The following is a 19,810-nucleotide window of genomic DNA, read 5'->3' on the forward strand; positions in this document are numbered from 1 at the left end:
TACAGCGGGGGTCAAGGACTGCCCTTGACCCCCGCAGCATTATTGCTTTCTCATTTGAGCGACTTTTTCGCTCATCGTTCCCCTAGCCGCTTGGCCCTCACCATGGCCACCGAGACAGAGGCTTGCAGTGGAGAATTATTTATCCATATTCACTGAGTACGACATCCCAGGGGCATTCTGGGTCAATATCCAACTAACTTTCTGGGCGGCCATCGGCGCGCTGGTGCTGGGCACAATTCTTGCGCTGCTTCGCATCTCCCCAGTGGCTAGCTTCCAGGCCATCGGCACGAGCTACGTTAACCTGGTTCGAAATACGCCACTGACCATCATCATCCTGTTCGCTGTTCTGGCCCTCTACGGCCAGCTTGGTTTCACCCTCGGCGGAGATTTCCATGCGAACTTCTTCCGCCTGTCGGTTTTGGGCCTTGCGGTGTATCACGCGGCATTCGTCTGCGAAGCCATCCGATCGGGTGTCAATACCGTTCCGCTGGGACAAGCCGAGGCCGCACGAGCGATCGGGCTGAGCTTCTTGCCCGCGGCCCGGCTGGTCATTTTGCCCCAGGCGTTTCGCGGCGCAATCGTCCCGCTGGGTAATACGCTGATCGCCTTGATCAAGAACTCCACCGTTGCTGCTGTTGGTTCGGTAGCCACCGAATCTTCGTCGGTGATGAAGACGATGATCGAGTTCCGCTCCGATATTGTCATTCCGATCTTCTTGACCTTTGCCATTGGCTTCGTGATCATTGTGATCCCTGTGGGACTGTTGACCACGTGGCTGTCCAAGAAACTGGCGGTGGCACGATGAGTGCTTCAATTCTTTTTGATACCCCCGGCCCCAAGGCCCGTCGCCGTATTCTGATTATCAATATCGTCGGCGCACTTATTGCCCTGGGCATCGTGACCTGGATTTTCCTAGGCCTCGCAGCCAAGGGGCAGATGCAGCCAGAGCAGTGGGATGACTTCATCCAAGGCAGCACCTGGAAGAACTATTTGCTTCCCGGCCTGTTGAACACCGTCAAGGCGGCAATCCTGGGAATCATCGGCTCGGTGGTTTTTGGCTTGGTCTTCGGTGTCGGACGCCTATCCCAGAACAAGATGGTCAACGGATTCTGCACGGTCATCGTGGAATTCTTCCGCGCCGTACCAGTGCTGCTGATGATCGTGTTCTTCAACGTGTTCTTCTCGCGCTCCCTGGAGCTGCCAGGGAATACCGCCTTGTGGGCAGTTGTGGCCGCTTTGGTGTTCTACAACGGTTCCGTCGTTGCCGAGCTGGTCCGATCAGGTGTCCACAACCTGCCTAAGGGACAGCGGGAAGCTGGTATCGCCATCGGCCTGACCCGTGGCATGTCGTTGCGGCATATCGAAATCCCGCAGGCGCTTGTTGCGATGCTGCCGGCTTTGATTGGCCAATTCGTCGTGATCTTGAAGGACTCGGCGCTGGGTTACATCATCAGCTTCAACGAGCTCTTGTTCTTCGCGCGAACCTATTCCTCGCCTAACGGCAACGTCTTGCAGGCTTTGATTGTCACGGCGGTCATCTTCATCTTGATCAACTTCACCTTGAGCAAGATCGCAGAATTGACCTCCAAGCGGTTGAGCAGCCGAGTCAAGAAAGACAAGAATGCTCCAGCAGTCGTTGGTACCACTGCCGTGACCTTTGCCGAGACCGGCCCACAAGATGGTCCCAAGGACCATTAGCTTGTAGAACGGCCTCCATCTGGTCAGCAGCGACAGAAGCGCTCCTTGCATCGTGCAAGGGGCGCTTCTGTTTTTATTGCCCTGGTCTTCTCGCCATGGCTAGCTCAGCCATGTGCGCAAGGATTTCAGGCACGTTCGGATATCGTCCTGCGCCACATGCTCGTCATCACTGTGGGCCAATAATGCGTCGCCAGGACCAAAGTTCACGGCAGAAACGCCAAGGGCCGAGAAGCGGGACACATCGGTCCAGCCGTATTTGGGCTTGGGCTCTTGGCCAAGAATCTTGATGAGGTCGGCTGCGATCTCCTGGTCCAAGCCAGGCTTGGCCCCTTCGGCGCCATCGGTTCGCTCGATTTCAAAGCCATCAAAGAGTTCGAAGACGAGGGCTTGTGCTTCAGCCAGCGTCTTGTCCGGGGCAAAACGATAGTTGATCTCGACTTCGCAGTAGTCCGGGATGACGTTTCCGGCGATTCCACCGTTGATACGCACCGCGTTCATTCCTTCGCGGTAGTCCAGGCCCTCCACGGTAATGGTCTGGGGCTCGTAGTCTGAGAGCCGCTGGAGGATCGGTGCGGCGTCATGGATGGCGTTATGGCCCATCCAGGCGCGTCCTGAGTGCGCTGCCTTGCCCCGCGTGCGAATCACGAATCGGCTAGTGCCATTGCAGCCACCCTCAACCGTTCCGTTGGTTGGCTCAAGCAGGATGGCAAAATCAGCTTCGAGCAGTTCCGGGCTGTTCTTCGCCAAACGTCCCAGACCGGATTTGGCGGCTTCCACTTCCTCGTGGTCATAGAAGACGTAGGTGACATCGTATTTGGCATCGGTCAGCTCGGCAGCCAGGGCCAGCTGCACCGCGACCCCGCCCTTCATGTCGGTCGCCCCGCGTCCATAGAGCACGCCGTCGATCACCTGGGCCGGGACCGTGCCCTTGGCGCCTTGGGTGCGCGGCAATGGAACGGTGTCCAGATGGCCCGCCAGCACGACTCTGCGTTCGCGGCCGAAATTGGTGCGGGCAACGATGGCATCCTGATCGCGATGAACCTTCAAGTGCTCCAGCTTCAGCAAGGCCTGATGCACCTGATCAGCAATTTCTTGTTCATTCCCGGAAACAGATTCAATGTTCATGATCTGTTCGGTCAGCACTGCGACGTCCTGTAGCAGGTCCAATTCGTTCACGGTATTCATCGTCCTACGTCTCTAGCTTCACTAGCCTGTCATCTATCAACGTTACCCGGCGTTTCGAGGATACGATCAGTGTATGACTTCAGAATCTGTGACTTCATCCAGTGACTCCACCGTCCGTTTGGCCTCCGGTCATGGTCTTGCCACGATTGCCGCGGATGGAACCGTCCTTGACGTTTGGTACCCAGCCCCTGTCCTTGGCGAGCTTTCATCGGCCGACGAGCTTTCCGGCGAGCTAGCGGCAGCTGCCCAAGACGATGCTGGCCGTGGCACCACCCAGAAGGTGGTCTCGCTGACCATCGATCTTGACGTAGCACCGGCTGACACCGCTGATGTGTGGCTGCGCCTGCATCTGCTATCCCACCGTTTGGCGCAGCCGAACACCATCAATCTTGACGGCATCTTCGGCCACTTGGCCAACGTGGTCTGGACCAACTTCGGCCCATGCCAGGTTGATGGCTTCGAGGTAACCCGCCTGAAGCTGCGTGCTCGCGGCGCGGTCACCGTATATGGCGTGGACAAGTTCCCGCGCATGGTCGATTACGTCGTTCCGACGGGCGTCCGCATTGCTGACGCTGACCGCGTTCGCCTGGGCGCACACCTTGCCGAAGGTACCACCGTCATGCACGAAGGCTTCGTGAACTTCAATGCTGGCACTCTGGGCACCTCAATGGTCGAGGGCCGCATCTCGGCTTCGGTCGTTGTGGGCGACGGTTCCGATGTCGGAGGCGGCGCCTCGATCATGGGTACGCTTTCCGGCGGCGGACGCGAGCGCATCGTCATTGGCGAGCGTGTCCTGCTGGGCGCCAACGCTGGTGTAGGCATTTCGGTGGGCGATGACTCGGTGGTCGAAGCCGGACTCTACGTGACCGCTGGCACCCGGGTGCTTTTGGGCGAGAAGCAGGTCAAGGCCCTTGAACTGTCCGGAGTTTCCAACCTGCTGTTCCGTCGCAACTCGATTTCTGGCGCGGTCGAGGCTTTGCCTCGCGCCGGCCAGACCGTGGAGCTGAACAGCGCACTGCACGCCAACTAAAGACGTTTAGGGGCTCGCTGGATATTCGAGATATTCAGCGGGCCCCGATTCTTTTAAGCTCCCGGGAAAATGATGGTGACCATGGGCTGGATGAACCCGTGGAACGCCTTGGAATCCTGCAGCAATGATGTGCTGGCAACAATTGTCGCTCGGCCGGTGAGCCAGGCACGTGGCTCGTCCAGGGGCATGTCAATAAGCTGGATCTGCTGCTGGGGTGCTGTCGTATCGTGATCCACCCCGTGGTCCAATAAGATCCTCTCTAATTCATCGAGGCGCAGCGGCACATAGTCCAAGCTCTTTTCGACAAATTCCTCGGCATGCTGCTGCGCAAACAGCGTTACTTGGCCGAAATGGGCTTTAGCCAGCTTGGCAAGTGCTGGATAGCCTTCATGGTCCAGCTGCTCGTGCAGTGTCTGCTCAGGAGCGCTCTCCGCCGCGACCTCTCCCGAGGTCAAAGCTCCCCACCAGGCGCTCCACTCCTGCTTGAACTGCCCGTGTGCGGCATCAGTGCCATGGCGGTTCTTTATCACTGAGGTTAAGCGACAGTTGGGCCCGGCTTCGGCGGGATCCACCCCGCCGAGCTCACGTAAGTACAAGGCCATCAACATCGTCTGATTGGTTTTTACCGCCAAAGACCAATTGTTTCCACGACGAAAGTACATGCATACCACCTGACTTTTAGGCATACCCCCCGCAGTCTTAGACTCACAGGATACTCCCGTCCCCGCGCTTAAAACAGACAAGGAGCCTTCCACCATTTGAATGGTGGAAAGCTCCTTGTCAGTGAACGCTACTCGCCCTGTGGCTTAGAGGCCCGGGTAGTTGCGAGCGGTTTCACCCATGTACAACTGGCGTGGGCGGCCGATCTTCAGTTCAGGATCCTTGATCATTTCACGCCACTGCGCGATCCAGCCTGGCAGGCGTCCGATCGCGAACAGCACGGTGAACATCTTCTCCGGGAAGCCCATGGCGGTGTAGATCAGGCCGGTGTAGAAGTCTACGTTCGGGTAGAGCTTGCGCGAGATGAAATACTCATCGTTCAGCGCAGTTTCTTCCAGCTTCATCGCGATCTCAAGCAGCTCGTTCTTGCCCTGCTTGGCCAGCAGGTCGTGAGCGGTCTTCTTGATGATCTTGGCGCGTGGATCGTAGTTCTTGTACACGCGGTGGCCGAAGCCCATCAGGCGTACGCCGTCTTCCTTGTTCTTGACCTTCTGCATGAAGTCTTCCGGGGAGATTCCGGAGGACTGGATCTCGCGCAGCATCTTCAGCACAGCCTCGTTGGCGCCACCGTGGGCCGGGCCGGACAGGGCGTGGATGCCTGCAGAAACCGATGCGAACATGTTGGCTTCGGAAGAACCTACCAGGCGCACGGTGGAAGTTGAGCAGTTCTGCTCGTGGTCCGCATGCAGGATCAGCAGCAGGTCAAGGGCCTTGACCACATCTGGATCCAGCAGGTATGGCTCGGCAGCGGTGCCGAAGCACAGGCGCAGGAAGTTCTCGACCATGTTCATCGAGTTGTCCGGGTACAGCAGAGCCTGGCCGATGGACTTCTTGTGGGCATAGGCAGCCAGCACTGGCAGCTTTGCCAGCAGGCGCAGGGTGGAGCGTTCCACCTGCTCGTCGTCCTTTGGATCCAGGGAGTCCTGGTACCAGGTCGACAGTGCCGAAACTGCGGAAGACAGAACCGGCATTGGGTGCGCATCGCGCGGGAAGCCGCCGAAGAAGCCCTTGAGCTCTTCGTGCAGCAGGGTGTGGCGGCGCAGCGAGTTGTCGAATTCTGCGAGCTGGTCTGCGGTAGGCAGTTCACCGTAGATCAGCAGGTAGGTGACCTCGATGAAGCTGGACTTCTCGGCCAGCTGCTCGATGGGGTATCCGCGGTAGCGCAGGATGCCGGCATCGCCGTCGATGTAGGTGATCGCGGATTTGGTGGCCGCGGTGTTCATGAAGCCAGGATCGTAGGTCACGTTCCCAGTGGTCTTCAAAAGTGGGGCTACGCTGAATCCGTCATTGCCCTCAGCAGCCGGGATAACCGGAAGCTCAAGATTGGATTCTCCAAAGTGTAGCTGTGCAGATGTAGTATCTGTCATTGCTTCTCCTAACCGGAAAGCGTGTAGTTCCGAAAGGTCAGTCGTCACCGTAGAACATACCGCGATTTGACCCTATCCCGCTAATCAGGCTGTCATCTTCACCGGTTGGCGGAGGAATTCAGCCGTTCAACGGCGGCCGCGATCCGTTCATCGGAGGCGGTCAATGCCACGCGGACGTGGCGTTCTCCAGCGGTTCCATAAAAAGCACCCGGGCCGGCAACGATTCCCAGCTCCGCAAGGGCGCCGATGGTCTCGAAGCTTGGCCGATCCTGGGTGCACCACAGGTACAAGCCGGCCACCGAATCTTCAATTCTGAGGCCGAAGTTTCCGAGGGCGGGGCGCAATGCGTCGCGTCGCGCCCGGTACAGTTCGCGCTGCTTGGCTACGTGCTGGTCATCGTTCAGCGCCACCGCCATGGCGTGCTGGATGGGTCCAGGCACGATCATTCCGGCGTGCTTGCGGCTGTTGACCAGCGTTGGCATGAGGTTTGGCGCTCCGGCAACAAATGCCGCGCGGTAGCCTGCGAGGTTCGATTGCTTGGACAGCGAGTACAAAGCCAGCAGGTTATCGAGATTTCCGCCGTTGACCTCTGGGTCAAGGATACTCGGGACCTGGCCTTCAAAGTCTTCCCAACCGAGTTCTGCGTAGCACTCGTCGGAGGCCACGACGGCGCCGATATCGCGGGCCCGTTCAACGATTCGCTGCAGCTGCCCAACGCCGGTTACCTTGCCGGTGGGGTTGCCTGGCGAGTTCACCCAGATGAGCTTCACGCGCGAGAGTTCTTCGGTGCCCAGTTCATCAAGGTCATCGGTGGCGATAGCTGTCGCACCGACAAGTTGGGCGCCAATGTCGTAGGTTGGGTACGCAATTTTTGGACGCACCACGATATCCCCTGCGCCGATTCCCAGGAGCAGCGGCAACCATGCCACCATTTCCTTTGATCCCACGGTTGGCATGACGTCGTTGATGCCCAGGCCGGTGACCTGGCGGCGACGAGCGAACCAATCGACAATGGCCTGGCGGACTTCTGCGGTTCCATGCGTGGTGGGGTAGCCGTGGGAGTTTGCGCCCTCGGCCAGCGCGTCCTGGATGAGCTGCGGGGTGTCATCAACTGGCGTGCCGATGGAAAGGTCCACGACTCCCCCTGGATGCTTCGCTGCCTGCTCGCGGTATGGAGCGAGCTGGTTCCAGGGGTAATCGGGGAGCTCAAGCATAAAAGTAAAACCTAGCCTTGGTTCTGAGGTGGCAAAGCACTGACGAATGGGTGGTCAGTACCGGTGTTACCAATTTTAGCGGCGCCGCCCGGGGAACCAAGTTCATCGAAAAAGTCGACGTTGGCCTTGTAATAGTCGGCCCATTCGTCCGGCACATCATCTTCGTAGTAGATGGCTTCAACGGGGCAGACCGGCTCGCAAGCGCCGCAGTCTACGCATTCATCCGGGTGAATGTACAGCGAGCGCTCGCCTTCATAAATACAATCTACCGGGCACTCTTCGACGCACGCCTTGTCTTTCACGTCGACGCACGGCTGAGCGATGATGTAAGTCACGAGGGCCGAGACCTTTCCTTGCACTTGGTGGTTTCAACACGAGCTGGCCGGATTCCTGGATGCTCTTTGAATCCCTTACCAGCTCAAACTACAGTCTAGTCCTGATATCAATACATCAAAGCGCCCGCGGGCCTGCTGTGACGTAACCGACCATTCACATTTCAGCTTCAGAGGGTTTAGATGAATTCTTCTTACGAAAAGATGACGCGCAAGAATGCTTAGTTTTAGTGATATGACTCCCGGTGAACGTCTAGTTGTGCGCTACCGCCTGCCTGTGGAAGCCAGCACGGCAAGTGGGCGCTTTAGCGACGCGTTGGGCGAGTTGCGGGAAGTCACGGTGGATTCGATCAGCGTGCAGACCCGATCGGGTCTTGTGGTCATCCCGCGGGCTTTGATCACCCATGCCAAACTCGTCCCTCCGGCCCCTCAGCGCCGCCGGCCCCGGACGCCGAAGAACTAGTATCCGGCAGGATCGATGCATCGCGCCGAACCGCTGTTGTGCGACATGTGATTTGATTCTGCCAATCACTCAACGATTTTCCCGTATGCTGTTTTTATGCCTTCTGACAAACTTGTCCAATCGCGAGCACGTGCACTCAGCTCACCGCTGAGGCTTCGTATCCTGCGCTTGTGCCTCCACGAGTCACGAACCAATAAGGAAATCGCGGACATTCTTGATCTGAATCCGGCCACGTCGCTGCACCATGTCCGGACCTTGGTGAACAACGGCTACCTCGCCCCGGAAGAGGCCCGGCGCGGCAACCGTGGCGCAAAGGAAGTTCCCTACCGGAGTACCAAGCAGTCGTGGGGAACGCGCATCCCAGACGCTGCTCCCATGCTTGTCGATACCTTCCTGCAGGAAATTGAGGGACTGGATCCCCAAGAAATCCAGATCATCCGTGTGGGCCTGAAGCTCAGCGAAGAGTCCCGTCAGGAAATGATGTCGCGGCTGCGTTCGGTTATTGAAGACTACGCGATGCGTGAGCCCGAAGAAGATGGCGTGGCAACCTCGCTCTTCCTGGCCCACCACCTGGACATCACTGGCAATAAGAGCAGCTAGAACTGCAGATTCCAAGATCTTTGCACCTGGCATTAACCAGCGAAGGCGCACTCCCCAATCGCGGGAAGTGCGCCTTCGGTGTTTAGTCCGGGCGATGCTGTTTGCGAATAGCTCGCAGGGCCAGCACCAGGCCGATGATCGCAGGAACGATCATTCCATACATCCACAGAGCCGAAGCCAGCGCCGGTCCGGGAAGGTATTGGTAGTACTGCATGCCGAGGATCAGCTGGTCATTGCCGACGTAGGATATCAATCCCACGCAGACATAGCAGCCGATCAGCGCCAGCGCCCCGGACCACAGTTTCCCTGAGGACACCGCAGCCCAGTACACCAGCAGGCCAAGCAGCAGCCAGGCTACTGCAACGCCCCACACCAGCGGCACGTCGTTTCCGGTGTAGCTGATGGAGGCGTGGATAGCAGTGCCAAATAGTCCTGCTACCAGGGCGGCAACAGCTCCGCGCCAAAGCGCTGAGAGGTTGCTGCCCTGGTTTTTTCGCTGATTAGGCGCGAGCGCGTGCACGGGTTGCCTTGGCACGGTCATTGGCGTTCAGCAGCACCTTGCGGATACGGATAGCTTCTGGGGTAACCTCAACGCACTCGTCTTCGCGAGCGAATTCCAGGGACTCTTCCAGGGTCAGAGTCTGTGGCGGGGTCAGGTTCTCGAAGCTGTCCGAGGAAGCTGCACGCATGTTGGTGAGCTTCTTTTCCTTGGTGATGTTCACGTCCATGTCATCGGCGCGCGAGTTCTCGCCAACGATCATGCCCTCGTAAACCTCTTCGGTTGGCTTCACGAAGAAGCTCATGCGTTCCTGCAGGTTGATCATTGCGAATGGAGTCACAACGCCAGCGCGGTCGGCAACAATCGATCCGTTGATGCGGTATTCGATGGCACCTGCCCATGGCTCGTAGCCTTCAGCCAGCGACGAAGCGATGCCTGCGCCACGGGTTTCGGTCAGGAAGCGGGTACGGAAGCCGATCAGGCCACGTGCAGGAACCATGAATTCCATGCGAACCCAGCCGGTGCCGTGGTTGGCCATGTTGGTCATGCGGCCCTTGCGCGAAGCCATCAACTGGGTGATGGCACCCAGGTACTCTTCGGGCACGTCAATGATCATGTGCTCCATTGGCTCGTGGACCTTGCCGTCAACCATCTTGGTCACTACCTGTGGCTTGCCAACGGTCAGCTCGAAGCCTTCGCGACGCATCTGCTCAACGAGGATAGCCAGTGCCAATTCGCCACGGCCCTGGACTTCCCAAGCGTCCGGACGCTCGGTCGGCAGGATGTTCAGCGAAACGTTACCGATCAGTTCCTTGTCAAGGCGGTCCTTGACCTGGCGTGCGGTGACCTTGGCGCCCTTGACCTTGCCAGCAAGTGGCGAGGTGTTGATACCGATGGTCATCGAAATTGCTGGTGGATCAACGGTGATCAGTGGCAGCGGCTTTGGGTTCTCCAAGTCGGTGAGGGTTTCACCAATCATGATGTCCTCGATACCGGCCACTGCGACAATCTCGCCTGGTCCAGCTTCTTCAGCTGGAACACGCTGCAGACCCTTGGTAGCCAGAAGCTCGGTGATCTTCACCTGCTTCATGGTGCCGTCCTGGCGGGCCCAGTTAACCTGCTGGCCCTTGCGCAGGGTGCCGTTGATCATGCGCAGCAGGGCCAGACGGCCGAGGAATGGCGATGCATCAAGGTTGGTGACGTGTGCCTGCAGAACTTCGCCCTCTTCGTAGGTCGGAGCAGGAACGTGCTTGATGATGGTCTCGAACAGCGGCTCGAGATCTTCGTTGTCTGGCAAGGTGCCATCGGCTGGCTGGTTCATCGAAGCGTAACCGGCCTTGCCCGACGCGAAGACCACAGGGACGTTCAAGATGGCGTCCAGATCCAGGTCTGGAGCTTCATCAGCCAGGTCTGATGCCAGGCCCAGCAACAGGTCCATGGAGTCCGAGATGACGCCATCGATGCGGGAGTCCGGGCGGTCGGTCTTGTTGACCACGATGATGACTGGCAGGTTGGCGCTCAAGGCCTTGCGCAGCACGAAGCGGGTCTGTGGCAGTGGGCCTTCAGAAGCATCAACGAGCAGAACCACGCCGTCCACCATGGACAGGCCGCGCTCGACCTCGCCACCGAAGTCAGCGTGACCCGGGGTGTCGATAACGTTGATGGTCATGTTCTTGCCGTCAGCAGCTGGGCCGTTGTAGAACACGGTGGTGTTCTTGGCAAGAATGGTGATGCCCTTCTCGCGTTCCAGCTCGCCGGAGTCCATCACGCGATCTTCGGTTTCACCATGGCTGTCGAATGCGCCGGTCTGCTGGAGCATTGCGTTGACCAGGGTGGTCTTGCCGTGGTCAACGTGTGCAACGATGGCTACATTGCGAAGTTCGTCGCGACTAATGGTGTTAACTGACATGCGTGAAGGCTCACTTCCGCTCGAGGATTTTGGGTCTAAGGAGTCGGGGCCAAAGTCGACCCAACAAACAAGTTTACGCTGTTCCAGCAAATACTCCGGCGCTCTGTGTCAGAACATACAAGAATTTCACGTAAAGTCGCGGAAAATCATGGGGTGGATTGAGTGGAAATCCAGTAGCGCAGGGTCTTGGACCCGTCGGCTGCTTTCAGGTACGGAACCTGCGAGTCTGGAACTCCCCCGCACTTTTGTATCGTCGCGATGGAACCGAAGTTCGTGCTGTCGCAGGTGACCAGCGCGCTCGACACGCCGGCCTCCTGGACTTCACGCAGGCCAAACTGGCAAAGCGCAGTTGCCAAGCCACGGCGGCGGTGCTCGGAAAGAACTCCGTAGCCGATGTGCCCGCCATTTTGAAGCAAGAAATCGTTAAGCTCGTATCTCACCGAGACACGCCCTACCAATTCACCATCATCGAAAGCGCCGAAGAGCGCCGAACGCACCCAGCCCTGAGGGATATGCTCGCCGCGGCGTCCTGCGCTCATCCGGTAGGTGTAGTCCTCCCACAGCTCATCGGCAGACCAAGTCGGCAAGAATTCGAAATCGTCGTCCAGCATGGCCCGATGGGCGTCGATGGCCTGCTGCTCGTCTTGACTAGCTAGTTCACGGAATTCCAGTGCGGCTGAAAGTGTCATGAAGCCATTATGCCAGTGCACCATTCCTTGCCAGTCCAGCGTCCGGCTAGTAGGCGATTTTCTGCCCCTCGATTTCTGCGAACCACTGCACTGTCCCGCCATCCAGGCTGTAGATCTTGCCGGTTCCCGCCTGTTGCCGCGACATATGGCTGGCGGCCTTTCGGGAGCGGACACCGCTCTTGCAAACCATCACGATGATGCCGGCATCGCGTGGTATTTGCGCATGCTCTCCCGCCAGCAATCGGTCCAACGGCACATGAATGCTGTGGGGAATCGCGGCGATGCCACGCTCCCACGACTCGCGCACATCAACGACGAGCACCTCGTTATCCCGTTGCATTGCAGCCAGCTCATGCACGCTCAGGCTGGCGAAAGGATCTTCAATGGCGCAAGAGACCGGCTGGTACTGGCCCAGCTGGACTACTCGCTCGCGCTGCGGGTCGGCGACAAATTCCAAGGACCGAACACTGGCAGCCAAGGCATCGTAGAGCCAGAGCTTGCCGCTGAGCGTGAGGCCAATACCTGTAATCAGCTTGAGCGCTTCGGTGCTCATTACCGAACCCACCACTCCGCACAGTGCTCCGAAGACACCGCCTTCGGCGCAGCTCGGAACCGAATCAGCATCCGGGATTTCCGGGAAGATATCGCGCAGCATCGGGCCGGTTCGCGGGTCAAAAACCGATACCTGGCCCGAAAACTGGAAGAGCGTGCCCCACACCAGCGGGGTCCCGGTGATTTCGGCAGCGTCGGAGGCGAGGTATCTCGTGGAGAAGTTGTCGCTGCCATCAACGACAAGGTCGTAGGCGGCGAAAAGCTCCAGGGCGTTGTCTTCGCTGAGCCGCTGGTTGAGCGGTTCAATGACAACAGTGCTGTTGTGTTCGGCGGCCAGCCTCTGCACGGAATCGACTTTTGGCCGGCCGACATCGGATTCGCGATGCATGATCTGGCGCTGCAAGTTCGACAGCTCTACCGAGTCATCATCGAGTACGCCGATCCGGCCTACTCCGGCGGCAATCAGATAACTGGCGATGGGACTGCCCAGTCCCCCGGCGCCAATAATCAGGACCTTGGCATTGATGATGCGCCGCTGCCCCTCTTCCCCTACCCCGGGCAGGGTAAGATGCCGTGAATAGCGGGCCAGCTGGCCCGGATCGATCCCTGCGGCAGGTTCGCAGAGCGGTTGGCGCAGCATTAGAATTCACCGACCAAGGTTTGCATCATTCCCTGTGCGGGCGAGGACGCAAGTGCGGTATCGCGTCGTGGAATCCTGCCGGCCAGACGGGCCGCGCGGCCAGCTCGCACAGCGTCCCTCATGGCCGCGGCCATCAGCGGAGCGTTATGCGCGCGGGTCACTGCGCTGGCCAGCAGCACGGCATCGCAGCCTAGTTCCATGGCCAGCGCCGCGTCGGAGGCTGTTCCCACCCCGGCATCCAGGATCACCGGAACATTGGCACGGGAAACAATGGTGGAAATATTGTGCGGGTTCAAAATTCCCAGACCTGAACCGATCGGAGCGCCAGCAGGCATGATGGCTGCCACGCCGGCATCCTGGAGCCGCTGCGCCAGTGCAGGGTCATCATTGGTGTAGGCGAATACCTGGAATCCATCGGCCACAAGCTGCTCGGTTGCCGAGTACAGTTCCAGCGGATCTGGCAGCAAGGTGTGCTCGTCTGCAATCACTTCAAGTTTGATCCAGTCCGTTTCCAGCGCTTCACGGGCCAGCTGCGCGGTCAGTACCGCATCACGGGCGGTGAAACACCCTGCGGTATTAGGCAAAGGAATGACGTTGTTGCGCTGGAGCAGCTCATAGACGTTGCCTGCCCCGGCAGCAGAGAAATGGCGGATGGCAACGGTGGTCAATTCCGTGCCAGAAATGGTGAGCGCGCTATCCAGCGTAGTTAATGAGGTGGCCCCTCCCGTGCCCAGGATAAGCCGCGAGGAAAGGGTGCGTCCGGCGACGACAAAAGGGTCGTTGTTGAGATCCAGCTCGGTGAATTCTTGCGATTCCATGCTTAGCCTCCCTGGGCTGCGGTAACGAGTTCTATGCTGTGCCCGTCTTCAAGCGCTTTGCTGTTCCAGCTGCTGCGGGGAATGACTGCGCCGTTCACGGCCGCGGCCACCCCGAGCTTGCTGCCGTCGACTGCTTTTGAATCTGTGTCGAGTTCCTTGCCGATTTGCGCGCTAATGAAGTCACGCAGGCTGGTACCGGCTTCCAGCTGAACTTGCTGGGAATTAAAAATGATGTTGATCAATGTCATCCGAGTTGCTCCAGTGCGGCGGTTGCGGAAAGTGTTGGAAAACGTTGTGGATCAACGTCATTCAACAGTGGATTTCTTTTGTTGTTTTCGGCGAGATCCGCAGTCAATTCGGATCCCAAGGGGCTGAGCAGCACCCCATGGCGCGAATAGCCGGTGGAGAGCACCAGGCCCGGGTCAATGCGCCCGATCAGCGGGCGGTCATCGGCAGTTGCCGGCCTTGGCCTTGCGATGACTTCGTTCAGTGAACAGTCGATAATTCCCGGGACAAGCCTGCGGGCGTTGTCGAGCAAGTTGTACATGGCGCCCACATTGACTTCCGGGTTCTGGTCTTCCCGAACGCTGGCACCGAGCACGAGGCTGCCGTCCTTGCGCGGAACCAGATACACGTTCTGCCGGTGGACAATGCCTCGAATAATCCTGGACAGCAGGGCGGGGCCCGGCGGGCTTTGAATCCGCAGGATGTCACCGTGCACTGGGCGCAATGGCAGCTTGCCCAGTCCCTTCACCGTGCCCAGCGCGGTGGCGATAATGGTTTGATCGGCTGCGAAAACTTTTCCTGAGGCCGTGCGAACGGCGCAGGTGCCTGATCCTTCGGTGACCAGCTCTTCGGCCTGCTCATGGACCAGGTCATTGTGAAAATGCTGGAGCAGGATGCGCACGACGGAACGGGGATCGATCTGATGGTCTTCAGCGCAGAGCACCGCCCCGGAGATATTGCTGGCCAAGGCTGGTTCCAAGGACCTGGCTTGGCTCGGCAACAGTTTTTCGGCGGACAATCCCAATGAGTTCTGCAGCTCCACTAGATCGTGGAGCGCTTCGCGGTCGGCAGGTTCAGCCGCGACGACCAGGGTTGTGCTTTGCAGGTAGTCAGGGCGCACGCCCGTGGCCGCTTCCAGGCGATCAATGAACTGGGGGTAGCGGGCGCTGGATGCGGACAGCAGCTGGTGCAGGGGGCCTTGGCCCCAGACGGTTTCGGCTGCTGGGGCCAGCATCCCGGCTGCTGCGTAGCTGGCGCCCTGGCCAGGTGCCGGGTCGATGATGGTGGTGGTGTGGCCGCGTGAGCTGAGCTCGAATGCGGTGGCTAGGCCGATGATTCCGGAGCCAACAATGTTGACATGCACAGTGGCACGCTTCCTTCCTACGGCGGCATGACCCGCATCAGGTGTAGCGGTCGGCTCAGTGCCCTCTCAGCCTGGTCGGTCTCAGGCTCCCGCGGAGTATTTGCGATTATAAGCATGAGCCAGCCCTGAAAAGCGAACTGCTGTTGACTTAGTCCCGTCATCTTTTGTGATGTACTTACGGACATGGCGCAACAGGAATATCCCGCAGAATTGCCCGTCGATTCTCAACTGTTCAGAGCGGTTGCCGGTCTGGAACAGCAGCTGCTCACTGCCTCGCTGCGTGGCAACCGAAAATTGCTTGGCGAAATCCTGCATGAGAACTTCTTTGAAATCGGCGCAAGCGGAAGAACGTACGACAGGGACCAAGTCATAGAATTGCTGGCTACTGAAGATCCTTCCGCCGAGCGGTTGCGCGTTAGCGAGCCCTTGGCCATCCGGCTATCAGAAAACCTCATCCAGTTGCGCTGGAAGGCCAGCGGCCGTCGCCCGGCACTTCGCAGCTCATTATGGTTCCGCGAGCAAGGCGAGTGGCAGATGCTGTTTCACCAAGGCACGCTCACAGGCCACGGCGCAAGCAAGCCTGCAGGGCTTGTCAGCGTCCGGGCAACAGGCGTTGCCGAGGAATTTAGCGTGAGGCAGCTCAGCGCGTTGGACGCCGGCTCCGTATACGAGGCGTTCATTTCCCATCCGGATATGCGGCGCCAAGGCGATGCCGATACGCCGGAAAAGGCACGGGCCTACGTGGATGCCCTGTTGAACGGCGAACAAAGCCAATTCCCGTTGGCGATCACTGCCAATGACCGGTTGATCGGGCTTGTTTGCGGGACTCTGGATCATTCAAATGCCAATGCTTGGATTTGGTACTGGATGCATCAGGAGTATCGCGGTCGTTCGCTCACTGCGAGGGCAGTTGCCACACTGGCGAATTATCTTTTTGATGATCTTGATTTCTACCGCTTGGAGCTTGGCCTGCGGGCCAATAATCCCGGTTCACGCAGCGTAGCCGAAAACAATGGTTTTCTGCGTGAAGGAACCGAGCGGGGCAAATTCCTTGTCAACGGTGAACGCATCGACGTCTACACCTACGCCCGGCTAAGAACGGATCCGCCCGGCGCTGTAGCTCCGCTGCCACTTCGCCTGGCTTAGGGCTGGGCCCAGACGCAGAAACGCCGCGAAATCCTCGGTGGATTCCGCGACGCTCCTGATGTCCCCTTAGGTTCTGTTCGGGATGTTTATATGCCTGGCGACGTCGGCGGTGCCGGTGGTGCCGAATCCGGGCCGTTGGAGCTCAGCTTGTCGGTATCGATCTTGTTCAGGGTGCGAGCTGCTGCTTCGCGGCCGCCAAGCCCGAAGGCCAGGGCCGCTGCCAGGGCTGCGCCGATGACAATTGCACCGAAGGCCATGTTGATGATCGAGTCCGCAATGCCCATGTATTTCAGGCCCATTGCAACGAACAGCGCGATGGCCGTGTAGCGGATAATCTTCGAGGCAGTGGTGTCGCCCATGAACTTGCCGATCACGTTAGCGACGACGAAGCCTGCGGCAACGATTGCTGCACCGAAGAGGATCTTGCCACCCAGTTCCAGAATCTCATTGAGGATATTGGTGATTGCCGGGAAGTTCAGCATCTGCGCTGCCATCACGCCGAAGAACAGCACGATAGCAATCTTCACGATGCCGGCGATGATGCCCGATGCACTCTTGCCTTCTGGAACAACGCCCCAGCCGGCAACGACGCGATCAGTGCCTACACCGTGCAGGGTGGACTCCAGCAGCTGTCCAACAAACTTTGCAATCAGGAAGCCAACTGCCAACAGCACCAGTGCCATGATGACCTGTGGGATGGCGGTGAAGACCAGCTGTAGCATTTGCTCAGCAGGCTGCGAAATGGCCGCGATTCCCAGGACCTGCAGTGCAGATATGGCAACAACCAGAAGGATCAGGGCGAAGACGATATTCGCGATGATATCGACGATCTTTGCTTGGGCCTCGCGAGACTGGACTTCATCTACCGGCTCATCGCCTGGAGTCAGCTTGCGGACTAGTCCGCTGAAGTCGACAGTTCCCAGGCCAGTGGTCAACAGCTGACGAACAATGTTTGCGATGACATAGCCAATGAAGAAGATAAAGCCGGCGCCGATGAGGTTCGGGATGAATGCCATGACTCCGCCGAGCAGGCCCTGAACCGGCGTAAGAACTTCAGAGAGTGCAAAGACCTGAAGGATTGCGACGAGGCCAAAAAGCCAAACAATCAGTCCAGCGACCTTGCCAAGAGATTGGCCTATTTGAGCTCCGTCGTTTCCCTGCTTCTGCAGGAATTTCACCCTGGTCACTAGTTTGGCTGCAGCCCAGCGAACTATTCGCGCCACAAGCCACGTAATGATGAGAATGACTAGCGCAATGGCTACCTTTTGTAGCATTGACGCCCAGTCGATGTTGCCTAAGACGTTCTCAGTTTGCATGTCTGCTCCTTCAACGTAGGGACACCTTGACCCTACGATGAAGGACCAGCTCTGACTAGGGCAAAGAGTTGAATTTACAGCCTGATTCATTGGAGTTACACAGCTCCAACTGCGAAAACCGAATCTTCCAAGCAAGGATTCAACTAAAACCGCAGAAAGTGATCTCAAACACTACTGAAACGCAAAAAATTTGAAAGTTCTCAAATCGTCAATTCCGTGAATTTCCTTGGAGTGACTTGTAGTTTCTACTTTCCAGCGCTAGCTCACGAGTAGAAAAGTTGAGCCTTAACTATTTATTCAACTACTTCACTGACGACCGAAGCCCCGAGTTCGACCGTGCGTGAGACAGTGCAGTATTTATCGTGCGACAACTTCACAATTCGCTCGACCATGCTGGCTGCTTTACGGCCCTCTTCGGTATCAGGGAATTTCAAATCGAACTCGAGATGAATGTCGTCCATGCGGCTGGCACCGTCTTCGGAAATCTTGTAGCCGCTGGCGCGCACATCAAATTTCTCTGGTTCGCTGCGACGAGTCGTCGCTACGTCAACATCGATTGACGAGCAGCCGGCAATAGCTGCGAGCATCAGCTCAACCGGTGTTAGCAGTCCATCACCCTGGCCAAATTCAACGCTTGCCCCTGTTGCAAGGCTGGTGGCTGTGTACTTGCTTGATTCGGTGCGCTGAACAATAACTTCACGAATTTCTCGGCTGTTTTCACTCATGAAACTATCGTGCCACGTTATCCACTCGCGAGAAGTCGTAACGCCATAAAAGCCGCGGTGAAGACTCATTAACAACAATTGGCACCTGCCGGAACCCGCAGTTTTGGAAAAACTCAATGGCAAGTGTCCGTTGCGCGTCCAAATGAACGCCAGCTTCAGGGCTGTGTTCGATGATGTGGCTCAGGAGCAATCTGCCCACTCCATGGTGGCGATCAGCATGCCGCACCCATAGAATTTCAATTTCCGAATCATTCCAAGCGGCGAAACCCAGAATCTGATCTCCTTGTTGGGCAATTCCCACGTGCAAAGTTTGCGAATATATGGATTCTAGAGCCGTGGCTACAGCATCGAGGTCATATGCCGAGAGGAAATCTAGCCGGCATTCAACAGAGCCTTTCCAGACATCTAACAAGTCCGGAACTTCATCGATGCTCGTCCATTCGCGAAGGACAATCGAGTCTTCCATAAGCTGATTCCTGCTTTCGAACAACTAACCACCATGCTTGAAGGAAATCTAATCCCAGATCAGACTTTACTCAACAACTATTTTCAAGAATCAATCGGATTAGTAGTGGTAGACATCGGTAATCCAGGCTGCTACTTCGACAAAGGCAAACGCTGGACTCGTTCTGCCCAAGCCCGAATTTCGTGCGCCACTAACGCCGGTTGCTCAATATGCACGTTGTGCCCAGCCGATTCAATAATCTTTAAATGCAAGTCCGGGTAGCGCATTGTTAATCGTTGAGGATCTTCGAATCCGGTGACATGATCATCCCTGCCGCAGACGATTGAGACTGGATTGGAGAGTTGATTCTCGCGATGAAGCGGCAGTGGTTCAAGGAAATAGCGCTTGGCAAGTTTGGCCATGGCCCTTAAATCAGCCGACAAAATTCCGGGCAGAACCCATTTCGAGAATTCTTCCCATGCATCCCGAGTTTGGATGACGGCAACATCGGCGAATAGCTCAGCGTCTCTCTTGCTCAGGGACAGAAACAATTCTTGATCGTGGATTGCCACAGCACGTTCTGGAAGCGTCCGCTGCTGGCTATCCGGGTATACCGCCGGAGCAATGAGGAACATCCCTTGCACAGCATCACCGAATCTGTCAGCGATCTCTTGGCATAGGAGCCCGCCCATTGAATTGCCCAATAGAGCGAACGGCCCATCGCCGATGATGGAACGAATTTCGCTCTCCAGCCAATCCGCCAGCTCAGGAAGTCCTCCAGCATTGTAAAGTGGATCGCATTCCCCGAAGCCAGGCAAGTCGATGTAGTGGCGTTCGAAGGTCCCGCTTTCGGCGAGCGCCCCGTCCAGCGGCAACAGGATCCGGTGATCGACACCATTACCGTGAATCATGAATAGCGGTAAACCACTGCCGTGGATCTTGTGCATCGGGTGTCGCTCATTTCCTTCGTGGGTGCTGGTCCAGGCTTGCTGGGACAGGACCGTGGCCAGGCTTTCAATTGGTCGTCCTTGCCCTTCCAATACGCGTGGTTTTCAAGCTCTCGCTACTCTTGCCCGGCAGCGACATGGATTTT

General features: G+C 57.7%; 22 protein-coding genes and 1 riboswitch. Of the genes, 6 read left to right on the top strand and 16 right to left on the bottom strand.

The window, feature by feature from the left end:
* The first annotated feature begins 127 nt into the window (after positions 1-127).
* Positions 128-805, top strand: a complete 678-nt coding sequence (locus tag AC6CHO_RS01400; RefSeq protein ID WP_498213278.1) for an amino acid ABC transporter permease — start codon at positions 128-130, stop codon at positions 803-805.
* Positions 802-1,698 (top strand): amino acid ABC transporter permease, encoded by an 897-nt coding sequence (locus AC6CHO_RS01405; RefSeq protein WP_498213280.1) that lies wholly within the window; start codon positions 802-804, stop codon positions 1,696-1,698. Before AC6CHO_RS01400 ends, AC6CHO_RS01405 begins: the two co-directional genes overlap by 4 nt.
* A 99-nt stretch (positions 1,699-1,797) precedes the next feature.
* Here the strand turns inward: AC6CHO_RS01405 and dapE are convergent, their stop codons facing one another.
* Positions 1,798-2,883, bottom strand: a complete 1,086-nt coding sequence (gene dapE / locus AC6CHO_RS01410; protein ID WP_498213281.1) for a succinyl-diaminopimelate desuccinylase — start codon at positions 2,881-2,883, stop codon at positions 1,798-1,800.
* Positions 2,884-2,956: 73 nt separating this feature from the next.
* Here dapE and dapD point away from each other — a divergent pair, with 73 nt between their 5' ends.
* Positions 2,957-3,913 (top strand): 2,3,4,5-tetrahydropyridine-2,6-dicarboxylate N-succinyltransferase, encoded by a 957-nt coding sequence (gene dapD, locus AC6CHO_RS01415; protein ID WP_498213283.1) that lies wholly within the window; start codon positions 2,957-2,959, stop codon positions 3,911-3,913.
* 53 nt (positions 3,914-3,966) lie between these two features.
* Here the strand turns inward: dapD and AC6CHO_RS01420 are convergent, their stop codons facing one another.
* The 4 genes from AC6CHO_RS01420 to fdxA all read right to left on the bottom strand — a co-directional run bounded on the left by AC6CHO_RS01420 (position 3,967) and on the right by fdxA (position 7,549).
* Positions 3,967-4,599 (bottom strand): hypothetical protein, encoded by a 633-nt coding sequence (locus AC6CHO_RS01420; RefSeq protein WP_498213284.1) that lies wholly within the window; start codon positions 4,597-4,599, stop codon positions 3,967-3,969.
* Between the two features lie 120 nt (positions 4,600-4,719).
* Entirely contained in the window at positions 4,720-6,000 is a 1,281-nt protein-coding gene (locus AC6CHO_RS01425) for a citrate synthase (RefSeq protein WP_022873974.1), read from the bottom strand.
* Positions 6,001-6,098: 98 nt separating this feature from the next.
* Complete coding sequence (gene dapC / locus AC6CHO_RS01430) at positions 6,099-7,214, bottom strand: succinyldiaminopimelate transaminase (RefSeq protein WP_498213286.1); 1,116 nt, start codon at positions 7,212-7,214, stop codon at positions 6,099-6,101.
* An 11-nt stretch (positions 7,215-7,225) separates the two neighbouring features.
* Positions 7,226-7,549 carry a ferredoxin gene (gene fdxA / locus AC6CHO_RS01435; protein WP_060703425.1) on the bottom strand — a complete coding sequence of 108 codons (324 nt, stop codon included), beginning with the start codon at positions 7,547-7,549 and terminating at the stop codon, positions 7,226-7,228.
* A gap of 232 nt (positions 7,550-7,781) precedes the next feature.
* Here fdxA and AC6CHO_RS01440 point away from each other — a divergent pair, with 232 nt between their 5' ends.
* A complete protein-coding gene (locus tag AC6CHO_RS01440) occupies positions 7,782-8,009 on the top strand; it encodes a putative acetyltransferase (RefSeq protein WP_498213288.1) in 228 nt (75 codons plus the stop codon).
* A 96-nt stretch (positions 8,010-8,105) separates the two neighbouring features.
* Positions 8,106-8,609: a helix-turn-helix domain-containing protein gene (locus AC6CHO_RS01445; protein ID WP_060702065.1), complete on the top strand. Its 504-nt coding sequence runs from the start codon at positions 8,106-8,108 to the stop codon at positions 8,607-8,609.
* Positions 8,610-8,691: 82 nt separating this feature from the next.
* Here AC6CHO_RS01445 and AC6CHO_RS01450 read toward each other — a convergent pair whose 3' ends face one another.
* From AC6CHO_RS01450 to thiO, 7 genes are all read right to left on the bottom strand, one after another.
* On the bottom strand, positions 8,692-9,129 hold the full coding sequence (locus AC6CHO_RS01450; protein ID WP_498213290.1) for a hypothetical protein: 438 nt from the start codon (positions 9,127-9,129) through the stop codon (positions 8,692-8,694).
* Positions 9,110-11,017, bottom strand: a complete 1,908-nt coding sequence (gene typA, locus AC6CHO_RS01455; protein ID WP_498213292.1) for a translational GTPase TypA — start codon at positions 11,015-11,017, stop codon at positions 9,110-9,112. Before typA ends, AC6CHO_RS01450 begins: the two co-directional genes overlap by 20 nt.
* Positions 11,018-11,163: 146 nt before the next feature.
* Entirely contained in the window at positions 11,164-11,706 is a 543-nt protein-coding gene (locus AC6CHO_RS01460; protein WP_498213294.1) for a GNAT family N-acetyltransferase, read from the bottom strand.
* 46 nt (positions 11,707-11,752) lie between these two features.
* Positions 11,753-12,898, bottom strand: coding sequence for a ThiF family adenylyltransferase (locus AC6CHO_RS01465; protein ID WP_498213295.1), 1,146 nt, complete (start codon positions 12,896-12,898; stop codon positions 11,753-11,755).
* Positions 12,898-13,716, bottom strand: coding sequence for a thiazole synthase (locus tag AC6CHO_RS01470; protein ID WP_146275530.1), 819 nt, complete (start codon positions 13,714-13,716; stop codon positions 12,898-12,900). Before AC6CHO_RS01470 ends, AC6CHO_RS01465 begins: the two co-directional genes overlap by 1 nt.
* Positions 13,717-13,718: 2 nt before the next feature.
* Positions 13,719-13,964, bottom strand: a complete 246-nt coding sequence (gene thiS / locus AC6CHO_RS01475) for a sulfur carrier protein ThiS (protein ID WP_498213297.1) — start codon at positions 13,962-13,964, stop codon at positions 13,719-13,721.
* Positions 13,961-15,085 (bottom strand): glycine oxidase ThiO, encoded by a 1,125-nt coding sequence (thiO, locus tag AC6CHO_RS01480; RefSeq protein WP_498213299.1) that lies wholly within the window; start codon positions 15,083-15,085, stop codon positions 13,961-13,963. Before thiO ends, thiS begins: the two co-directional genes overlap by 4 nt.
* A riboswitch (TPP riboswitch) is annotated at positions 15,083-15,188 on the bottom strand. It overlaps the preceding gene by 3 nt.
* Positions 15,189-15,268: 80 nt before the next feature.
* Here thiO and AC6CHO_RS01485 point away from each other — a divergent pair.
* Positions 15,269-16,231 (top strand): GNAT family N-acetyltransferase, encoded by a 963-nt coding sequence (locus tag AC6CHO_RS01485; RefSeq protein ID WP_498213301.1) that lies wholly within the window; start codon positions 15,269-15,271, stop codon positions 16,229-16,231.
* An 86-nt stretch (positions 16,232-16,317) separates the two neighbouring features.
* On the opposite strand, the gene AC6CHO_RS01490 is transcribed toward AC6CHO_RS01485, so the two are convergent.
* The 4 genes from AC6CHO_RS01490 to AC6CHO_RS01505 all read right to left on the bottom strand — a co-directional run bounded on the left by AC6CHO_RS01490 (position 16,318) and on the right by AC6CHO_RS01505 (position 19,664).
* Entirely contained in the window at positions 16,318-17,547 is a 1,230-nt protein-coding gene (locus AC6CHO_RS01490; protein WP_060702072.1) for a mechanosensitive ion channel, read from the bottom strand.
* 293 nt (positions 17,548-17,840) lie between these two features.
* Positions 17,841-18,272 (bottom strand): OsmC family protein, encoded by a 432-nt coding sequence (locus tag AC6CHO_RS01495; RefSeq protein WP_498213303.1) that lies wholly within the window; start codon positions 18,270-18,272, stop codon positions 17,841-17,843.
* Between the two features lie 4 nt (positions 18,273-18,276).
* Positions 18,277-18,738, bottom strand: a complete 462-nt coding sequence (locus tag AC6CHO_RS01500) for a GNAT family N-acetyltransferase (RefSeq protein ID WP_498213305.1) — start codon at positions 18,736-18,738, stop codon at positions 18,277-18,279.
* 131 nt (positions 18,739-18,869) lie between these two features.
* Positions 18,870-19,664, bottom strand: coding sequence for an alpha/beta fold hydrolase (locus AC6CHO_RS01505; protein WP_498213307.1), 795 nt, complete (start codon positions 19,662-19,664; stop codon positions 18,870-18,872).
* Positions 19,665-19,810: the final 146 nt, after the last annotated feature.

The organism is Glutamicibacter sp. GQ173, from assembly GCF_059759215.1.

Excerpts from the sequence above, each read along its gene's own strand:
- AC6CHO_RS01405 (WP_498213280.1), top strand. The coding sequence starts at position 802 with ATGAGTGCTTCAATTCTTTTTGATACCCCCGGCCCCAAGGCCCGTCGC.
- dapE (WP_498213281.1), bottom strand. The coding sequence starts at position 2,883 with ATGAATACCGTGAACGAATTGGACCTGCTACAGGACGTCGCAGTGCTG.
- dapD (WP_498213283.1), top strand. The coding sequence starts at position 2,957 with ATGACTTCAGAATCTGTGACTTCATCCAGTGACTCCACCGTCCGTTTG.
- AC6CHO_RS01420 (WP_498213284.1), bottom strand. The coding sequence starts at position 4,599 with ATGCCTAAAAGTCAGGTGGTATGCATGTACTTTCGTCGTGGAAACAAT.
- AC6CHO_RS01425 (WP_022873974.1), bottom strand. The coding sequence starts at position 6,000 with ATGACAGATACTACATCTGCACAGCTACACTTTGGAGAATCCAATCTT.
- dapC (WP_498213286.1), bottom strand. The coding sequence starts at position 7,214 with ATGCTTGAGCTCCCCGATTACCCCTGGAACCAGCTCGCTCCATACCGC.
- AC6CHO_RS01440 (WP_498213288.1), top strand. The coding sequence starts at position 7,782 with ATGACTCCCGGTGAACGTCTAGTTGTGCGCTACCGCCTGCCTGTGGAA.
- AC6CHO_RS01445 (WP_060702065.1), top strand. The coding sequence starts at position 8,106 with ATGCCTTCTGACAAACTTGTCCAATCGCGAGCACGTGCACTCAGCTCA.
- typA (WP_498213292.1), bottom strand. The coding sequence starts at position 11,017 with ATGTCAGTTAACACCATTAGTCGCGACGAACTTCGCAATGTAGCCATC.
- AC6CHO_RS01460 (WP_498213294.1), bottom strand. The coding sequence starts at position 11,706 with ATGACACTTTCAGCCGCACTGGAATTCCGTGAACTAGCTAGTCAAGAC.
- AC6CHO_RS01465 (WP_498213295.1), bottom strand. The coding sequence starts at position 12,898 with ATGCTGCGCCAACCGCTCTGCGAACCTGCCGCAGGGATCGATCCGGGC.
- AC6CHO_RS01470 (WP_146275530.1), bottom strand. The coding sequence starts at position 13,716 with ATGGAATCGCAAGAATTCACCGAGCTGGATCTCAACAACGACCCTTTT.
- thiS (WP_498213297.1), bottom strand. The coding sequence starts at position 13,964 with ATGACATTGATCAACATCATTTTTAATTCCCAGCAAGTTCAGCTGGAA.
- AC6CHO_RS01485 (WP_498213301.1), top strand. The coding sequence starts at position 15,269 with ATGGCGCAACAGGAATATCCCGCAGAATTGCCCGTCGATTCTCAACTG.
- AC6CHO_RS01490 (WP_060702072.1), bottom strand. The coding sequence starts at position 17,547 with ATGCAAACTGAGAACGTCTTAGGCAACATCGACTGGGCGTCAATGCTA.
- AC6CHO_RS01495 (WP_498213303.1), bottom strand. The coding sequence starts at position 18,272 with ATGAGTGAAAACAGCCGAGAAATTCGTGAAGTTATTGTTCAGCGCACC.
- AC6CHO_RS01500 (WP_498213305.1), bottom strand. The coding sequence starts at position 18,738 with ATGGAAGACTCGATTGTCCTTCGCGAATGGACGAGCATCGATGAAGTT.
- AC6CHO_RS01505 (WP_498213307.1), bottom strand. The coding sequence starts at position 19,664 with ATGCACAAGATCCACGGCAGTGGTTTACCGCTATTCATGATTCACGGT.